We start from the raw sequence: 6,974 nt of genomic DNA, 5'->3' as shown, positions 1-6,974 counted from the left end.
AAAAAGAACGTCGCGATCGTGGCGAGGATGCCCATCAGCCAGTTCCTCGCGTTGTCCAACACCGCCTTCAGATCCGGAGCGGTCGAGACCGGCGCCGGGGCCGGCGGCGCCTCCTGCCCCGTCACGACCGCCGCCCCGGCGCCGTCGGAGAGCACCAGCAGGACGGCGGCGACGACCACGCACCCGACCAGCAGCCGCAGCAGGTCCCGGCCCCGCCCGCCCCGCGCGGATGGGTCCACCGCGACCGTGCCGGTGTGCAGGAGCAGGATCGCCCACGCCCCGGCCAACGCCGCACCACCCAGCCGCGCCATGCCCTCCACCGATGTGAACGGCACGAGGAGCGCCGTCCCGGTCGGCGGGCCACCCGGTAGCGCGAGCAGCCATCCGCTCGCGGCGAGACCGCCGGCCACCCCCGCCCACGTTCCGAACGACACCCGGCCCAGCGCGCCGCGGAGCGCGGTCCAGGCGTCCCGGGCGAGCAGCGCGGTGTGGTGCAGCAGGGCCCGGCCCCGGCCTGTCATCGGCCACCGGCGCCGGGGCCGATCTCACCGGTCACGACCGCCGCGGTCAGGTCCTCCTCCGCCCGGCGGCGGCGCAGGGCGAGTTCCTCCCCCGGGCACTCCCGCGAGGACAGGTCCGCCAGCGCCACCCCCCGCAGCCGGTTCTCCGCCAGCAACCGCGCGTCCCCCGGGCTGATCACCTCCCGTTCCGTTGCCTGTGCCAGCAACCAGCGGGCGTCCAGCCACGGCCGCGGCGGGACCGCGTTCACGACCGCCACGTCCGCGCCGGGCCGGGGGGAGGACTCCGCCTCCGCCAGGCCCGCCTGGTAGGCCCCGAACACCAGCCGGCTCGCGATCCCCCCCGCCGTCTCGCTCAGGTCCACGAACACGTCGAGAAAACCGAGCAGTATTTCCGCGTCGAGATCGACGGGCTCTCCCAGGTAGGCCGGGGCCAACGTGGAGGCGATATGGCGCAGTGCCGGCATCGCCATTCCCACCGCCGCGACCTTCCACGCATCCACCTCCCGGGAACGCAGGAGGAATGCCCACACCGCCTGCCGTGTCGCCACCGGCGTCTGCGGCCGGGCCAGTTCCACCCGCAACTCCCGCAGGCCAATCCACCGGTCCGCCAAACCAGGGACGTCGGCGCCGTTCACGCCCAGGCTGCCGGGGGAATCCGCCAGCCTCAGGAACGCCGCCTCCACCAGATCCAACGAGGATCCGGCCGTGTTCTCAAAATCGTGTACCGCCATGGGTGGACTCCCGTCCCTCAGGGCCTGTGTTCCGGTCGGCCCCAAGGACGCCACACCCCATCTGACGGTGATCTGACACTCGTCCACGCCCAGGTAGACGGGGTGAAGAGACGTCCGGAAGCGATCTGACGGTGATCTGACACTGATCTGACGGTGATCTGACTCTGATCAGCAACCCCGCCGAGGACCCTGCAGATGATCAGAGTCAGATCTGCGTCAGATCACCGTCAGACGCCCTGGACTTCACTCGGACCCGAACAGCCCCCGGCCAGCAGCCGCCTTTTCCGAGCGGCGCAGGCGCCGACATTCTGTGTGGAGGAACCGAGTGCCAAAACCCCGCCCCGTCCGAACGGAACAGCCGCGGATCATTCCGCTCACCGTCTGGCCCACCACCACCCCACACACCCCCGGCGAGCTTCCCCCCAACGCCGCGGCGCGTGCCATCGCGACCTTCAGCCACAACGGCGACCTGGTCATCGGAATCGATGACAGCGGAATCCTCACCGGCGCCGCCGACTATCTCCACCGCCGCTACACCCGACTCAGCAGAAACCAGCGTCCCGACGCCACCCCGACGATCCAGCGCTGCCGGGAACGCGACGCCGACCTCATCATCGACCACCCACCCGCAGGCGACCCGGAAAGCCTCCTCTCCGACCTGAGCGGACTCACGGGACTCCTGCGGCCCGGGGGTTATCTCCTCACCGTCCACACCCCCACCGGCGGGGTGAACGACCCACTCGCGGACACCATCACCGCCGCCCGCGCCACCGGCCTGCGCTACCTCCAACACATCATCATCCTCACCAGCCCCATCCATGACGGAGAGCTCCACCCACATACCGAGAGGGCCTCAGGCGGGCTGTTGGAGCCCGTTCACACCGACCTGGCGGTGTTCACCCGGCCTGGAGGTGGTGCGCGTGGCTGACCGGCACACACCCGTTCCGCTCACCGTCTGGGCGGTGTCACAGACCCACCCCCGATTCCAGCGGCGCCACCGCTACACCCCCGAATCCATGGCGCATCCCGCCCGCATGCTGCCCGCCCTCGCCCGCCACATCATCACCGCCTTCACCGAGCCCGGGGATCTCGTCGTGGACCCCATGTGCGGCATCGGCACCACCCTGGTGGAGGCGGCCCATCTGGGCCGCCACGGCCTCGGGATCGAATACGAACCCCGCTGGGCCGCGATAGGCCGCGCCAACGCCACCCTCGCCCACACCCACGGCGCCACCGGAACCATCCAGCTCATCACCGGCGACTCCCGCCGGCTGCCCGCCCTCGCACCCGAAGGCATACGGGGGACGGCCGCGCTGGTGCTTACCTCACCGCCGTACGGGAAAGCGACCCACGGCGCGGTCGACGCCGACCAGACCCACGGGGTCCGGAAACGCGACTACACCTACAGCAACCGGCGGGGAAACCTCGCCGCCGCCGACCTGGACGAACTCCTCACGGGATTCACCGACATTCTCACCGGCGCCGCGGCCCTTCTCCGCCCCGGTGGACTGGTCGCGATCGCGGTCCGCCCCTACCGCCAGGACGGTGAGCTCATCGACCTGCCCGGCGCCATCCTGCACAGCGCCAGCGGGGTCGGCCTGGTCCGCGCGGGGCGCGCCGCGGCGCTGCTCGCCGGCCTCCGTCAGGACCGCCTCGTGCCCCGCACGACCTTCTTCGCCCTCCACAACGCCCGCACCGCCCACGCCGCCGGCACCCCCCTCCACGTCACCGCCCACGAGGACATTCTCCTACTCAGATCCGCCCAGTCAGACCCGATAGGGCTCTGACCTGCACAAACGCGATCTGACGGTGATCTGACAGAAGTTGCACACGCAACATCAGTCAGATCACCGTCAGATCACCGTCAGATCGCTGTCGGGTCCCGCGCCGCCCCCGGGCCGCCCGCTCGTCGCCCGATCGGCGCGAGCGAGCCCCCTCGGGTGCCTGGGGCGGCGCGGCACCCGACGCTCGATCGGCGGGCGTCCTCGGGAGCCTTCCGCGCCCGCCGCGGAGTCTTCCCAGGCCCGGCCAGAGGAGAACCCACGCGTCCTCGCCAAGGAGTCGAGTGAAAACGTGGACCGAACAGGACATAGAACAACTCGGCGCGACGGTCGGCATCGTCGCCGCCGGTGAAATCCTGGGAATGGGCCGGACGAAAGCCTACGAACTCGCCGCCCGCGGCGAATTCCCCGTCCCCGTTCTCCGCGTCAAGGGCCGATACCAGGTCCCGACCGCAGCTCTGAAACACCTTCTCGGAATCCGTAAAGAAAATGGTGGATCGGCTTGACAGGAACCGAAACGGCGAGCCTGAATCGGATACGGCACCGGACGGCATATCCGATTATCCGGCCGGCCGCCGCCCTACCCTTCACCTTCTTCTGCTGGAGCGCCCGTGACGAGTCCCATGGCTAACCCGAACGGATCGATTTTCAAACGGTGTAGCTGCCGTGACCAGGCCGGCCGGCGGCTGGGAAACAGCTGCCCGAAGCTGCGGAGGAAGAACGGGGCCTGGCGTTCCGACCACGGCACCTGGTCCTACCGTGTCGACCTTCCCCCCGCCGCCGACGGGCGCCGCCAGGAAGCGCGCCGGTCAGGCCTCCCGTCGCATGACGCGGCCACCGCCGAGATCAGGCGTATTCAGGATCTCCTGGCTATTCCTGGCGCGGACAGCCGCGGGGTCGGCCAGATTCGTACCCTGATCCTCGACGCGCTCAAGGCCGGGGATCCGTTGCCGGACCCCGCGGTGGTGAAGGAGCGGTATCGGCGCCGCGCGGACCTCAACCCGCAGATCACTGTCGCGGACTGGTTGAATACCTGGCTGGCGGGGCGGCGCACGATCCGGCGGTCTACCCGCGAAGGGTACGACGCGACGATCCGCCTACACCTGGCACCGCTCATCGGGGACATTCGCCTGGATCAACTGACGGTTGGCCATCTCGATGACATGTTCGACCAGATCGACATCCGTAACGAGACGATCCGCCGGATCCGCGCGGGGAAAGACCCCGAGCTGCGGGAGACGTTCAAGGGCCGGAAAGTCACCAGCGACGCCTACAAGCAGCGGATCCGCGCCACGCTCCGCGCCGCTCTCAACCACGCCATCCGCATCGGGCTGATCACGTTCAACCCCGCGAGCTGGGTGGAAATCCCCTCAGGGAAGCGACCCAAGGCGCTGCTGTGGACAGCCGAACGTGTCGCCCGCTGGCACGCCACCGGCGAGGTCCCCTCACCCGTGATGGTGTGGCACCCCGTCCAGACCGGGGCTTTCCTCGACCACGCGGAAACCCGGAACGACCGCTACTACGAGCTGTATCACCTCATCGCCCACCGCGGTCTTCGCCGGGGCGAAGCCTGCGGTGTCCACTGGACCGACCTCAACCTCGACATCGACGAGGGCAGCCTCACCGTCCGCTGGCAAATCACCCAGCACGGCGCGGACACCGAGATGGGCGCCCCGAAATCCGACGCCGGGGACCGGCAGATCTCCCTCGACGCCGCCACCGTCACCGTCCTGCGCCACCGCCGTTCCCGGCAGAACGCCCACCGGCTCTCCCACGGTGAGCACTGGATTGACAACGGTCTGGTCTTCACCGAACCGAACGGCGCGCCCCTCATCCCCGACGACGTCACCTCCCACTTCAAAGAACTCGTCACCGCCGCCGGTCTACCCCCGGTCCGGCTGCACGACCTCCGCCACGGCGCCGCCACCCTCGCCCTCGCGGCCGGCGCCGACATCAAAACCGTCCAGGAACTCCTCGGACACGCCAGCATCGCGATCACCGCCGACACCTACGCCCACATCCTCCCCGAACTCGCCCGAGAAGTAGCCGAGAACGTCACCCGCCTCATCCCCCGCCAGAAAACCGCACGCACCATGAAGGCATAGCCGCGCACGGCGCAGGGCCGGGCAACGTGAGATGACGTTGCCCGGCCCTGCGCGCTCTCCGGCCAGTCAGTGCACCACACGCCTGCGCCGAACGGTTCCCCGACGGCGGTTCCACGGTCTCCCCGGCACGGGCGGGTCGGCATGGAGCGACCCGCCCCGGGGCGTCCCGGGGCCCGCAGGCCGGTCCCGGCCGGGCCCACGCCCACCGGTCTGCCCATGCGTCCAACGGGTCCGGGCCAGCACGTCGGTAGCCTCCTCACCCGCGTGACCCCTTCGCCCATGCAGGGCACGAGATCCAGCTTTCCGCTCAGGCGGGCTGTCGCCGACGGGGCCGCACCGGGGGCTGGGTCGCCGTCACGATGGCGCGGCGGAGCTGCCGGATGAGCCGGTCAAGGTCACCGGCGAGACCCTCGGGGAGCCGGTCCGAGGTCGCGGCCAGCAGCGCGCGGAGATAGGGCACCGTCAGCAGGAAGCCCCGGCGCTGCGCCCAGTAGACCCGGGTGTTCCGGGCCTGCCGGGCACCGCTGAGGATGGCGTTAACAGACCGCGGATGACCTCCACGACCCGCCCGTACCGCTCCCGCTCATCCGCGCTGTCGGACTCGAACAGGTTGAGCGTGTTGTAAGTCGCGAACCGAACCTCAGCCACAGGTCATCCCCCTACGCAACAGCAAGATACTCTGCGGTCACAGAAAGTATCAGGGTATGGCGATGTCTGACAGGGCACGCTGGACTGGACATGCCCAAAGCCGGCCGAAGAGCCCAGGTGTGAACAGGAACGGGTCAACTTCAGACTCACCTGGATGTTGGAGCTGACACCACAGGCTCCCGGGCCAGATCCTGGCGCTGCCGTTCCGCCTGGAGCCGGCCGCGTAACGCGCGGCCACCGGCCCCGCGTGGACACGTCCACACCCAGCCCAACCCCGCGATCGGCCCTGGCTACGCCATGGACGTCCAATCCCCGCATCGCGGTGGCCCCGGGGTTGGACGGCGGATCGGCCACCGCCAGCGACGAACATCGTTCTGGATCCAGGAGATCATCCCCCGCCGCCCTGACACCGGGAAACAGATAAAGATCATTCGGATGCTGACCCTGAGCGCTGCCGGAGATCCCTGTCATGGCTTGTGGCGGGTCGGTACGCTGATCCCCACCATGACAAGGGTGGTGGGGATCGGGAATGCATCCGCCTCGACACGGCATGATCGTGGATCGGGACCAGTTGAAGGCCGCGCTACCTGACTACATCCTCGGTGACAAGCTGGGCGCAGGAGCATTCGGTCTGGTACTCGCCGGTGAGCACCGCCAGATGCGCCGACCGGTAGCGATCAAGGTGATGAGAGCCGAAGGCCCGGAGGGCACAACGGTGAACTTCGCCCACGAAGCCCGCACCCTCGCCGGGTTGAACCATCCCCACCTCGTGCGGGCCTACGACTACACCGAGGCTGAGGGTCTGTGTCTGGTGGTGATGGAACTACTGGCCGGGGGCACACTGACCCGCCGGCGGGCCGGGATGGGACCCCAGCAGGCATGCGCGGTCGGGCTGGCCGTGGCCGCGGCGTTGGAACACGCCCATGGCCGCGGGGTGCTACACCGCGACATCAAGGCCGACAACATCCTGTTCGCCGCCGACGGCACCCCGAAAGTCGGTGACTTCGGCATCGCGAAACTGTTCGACGGCTCCGCCACCGCCAGCCAGGTGGCCGGCACCCCCATGTACATGGCCCCCGAACAGATCCAAGGCGGCCGGCTGACCGCCGCCACCGACCTGTACGCCTTGGGAGTGGTGCTGTACAGACTGCTGACCGGCAGCCCACCGTTCGACCCGACCCTGCCCCT

8 protein-coding genes are annotated in these 6,974 nt (G+C 69.4%); 5 read left to right on the top strand and 3 right to left on the bottom strand.

What is annotated here, in order from left to right:
* Positions 1 to 521, bottom strand: a 521-nt coding sequence (locus tag B207_RS36570; protein ID WP_018640751.1) for a hypothetical protein, incomplete at its 3' end; no start/stop codon positions are given.
* Complete coding sequence (locus B207_RS0131875) at positions 518 to 1,252, bottom strand: hypothetical protein (RefSeq protein ID WP_018640750.1); 735 nt, start codon at positions 1,250 to 1,252, stop codon at positions 518 to 520. The genes B207_RS0131875 and B207_RS36570, both read right to left, overlap by 4 nt.
* A 325-nt stretch (positions 1,253 to 1,577) precedes the next feature.
* Here B207_RS0131875 and B207_RS0131870 point away from each other — a divergent pair, with 325 nt between their 5' ends.
* The 4 genes from B207_RS0131870 to B207_RS0131860 all read left to right on the top strand — a co-directional run bounded on the left by B207_RS0131870 (position 1,578) and on the right by B207_RS0131860 (position 5,138).
* Positions 1,578 to 2,180 carry a hypothetical protein gene (locus B207_RS0131870; protein ID WP_018640749.1) on the top strand — a complete coding sequence of 201 codons (603 nt, stop codon included), beginning with the start codon at positions 1,578 to 1,580 and terminating at the stop codon, positions 2,178 to 2,180.
* Entirely contained in the window at positions 2,167 to 3,039 is an 873-nt protein-coding gene (locus tag B207_RS0131865; protein WP_018640748.1) for a TRM11 family SAM-dependent methyltransferase, read from the top strand. The genes B207_RS0131870 and B207_RS0131865 overlap by 14 nt, the downstream gene beginning before the upstream one ends.
* 278 nt (positions 3,040 to 3,317) lie before the next feature.
* Positions 3,318 to 3,539 (top strand): DNA-binding protein, encoded by a 222-nt coding sequence (locus B207_RS39350; protein WP_084692410.1) that lies wholly within the window; start codon positions 3,318 to 3,320, stop codon positions 3,537 to 3,539.
* Between the two features lie 117 nt (positions 3,540 to 3,656).
* Positions 3,657 to 5,138 carry a site-specific integrase gene (locus tag B207_RS0131860; protein ID WP_018640747.1) on the top strand — a complete coding sequence of 494 codons (1,482 nt, stop codon included), beginning with the start codon at positions 3,657 to 3,659 and terminating at the stop codon, positions 5,136 to 5,138.
* Between the two features lie 307 nt (positions 5,139 to 5,445).
* Here the strand turns inward: B207_RS0131860 and B207_RS40410 are convergent, their stop codons facing one another.
* Positions 5,446 to 5,598 (bottom strand): hypothetical protein, encoded by a 153-nt coding sequence (locus tag B207_RS40410; RefSeq protein ID WP_018640746.1) that lies wholly within the window; start codon positions 5,596 to 5,598, stop codon positions 5,446 to 5,448.
* 738 nt (positions 5,599 to 6,336) lie between these two features.
* Between B207_RS40410 and B207_RS0131850 the strand changes: the two genes are divergently transcribed.
* Positions 6,337 to 6,974 (top strand): serine/threonine-protein kinase (locus B207_RS0131850; RefSeq protein ID WP_018640745.1); only part of this gene is annotated, 638 nt, incomplete at its 3' end.

It is taken from the genome of Parafrankia elaeagni, from assembly GCF_000374165.1.
Classification (GTDB): domain Bacteria; phylum Actinomycetota; class Actinomycetes; order Frankiales; family Frankiaceae; genus Parafrankia; species Parafrankia elaeagni.
The sequence above is the reverse complement of the archived record's forward strand: the minus strand, read 5'-3'. Positions and strand labels throughout refer to the sequence as shown.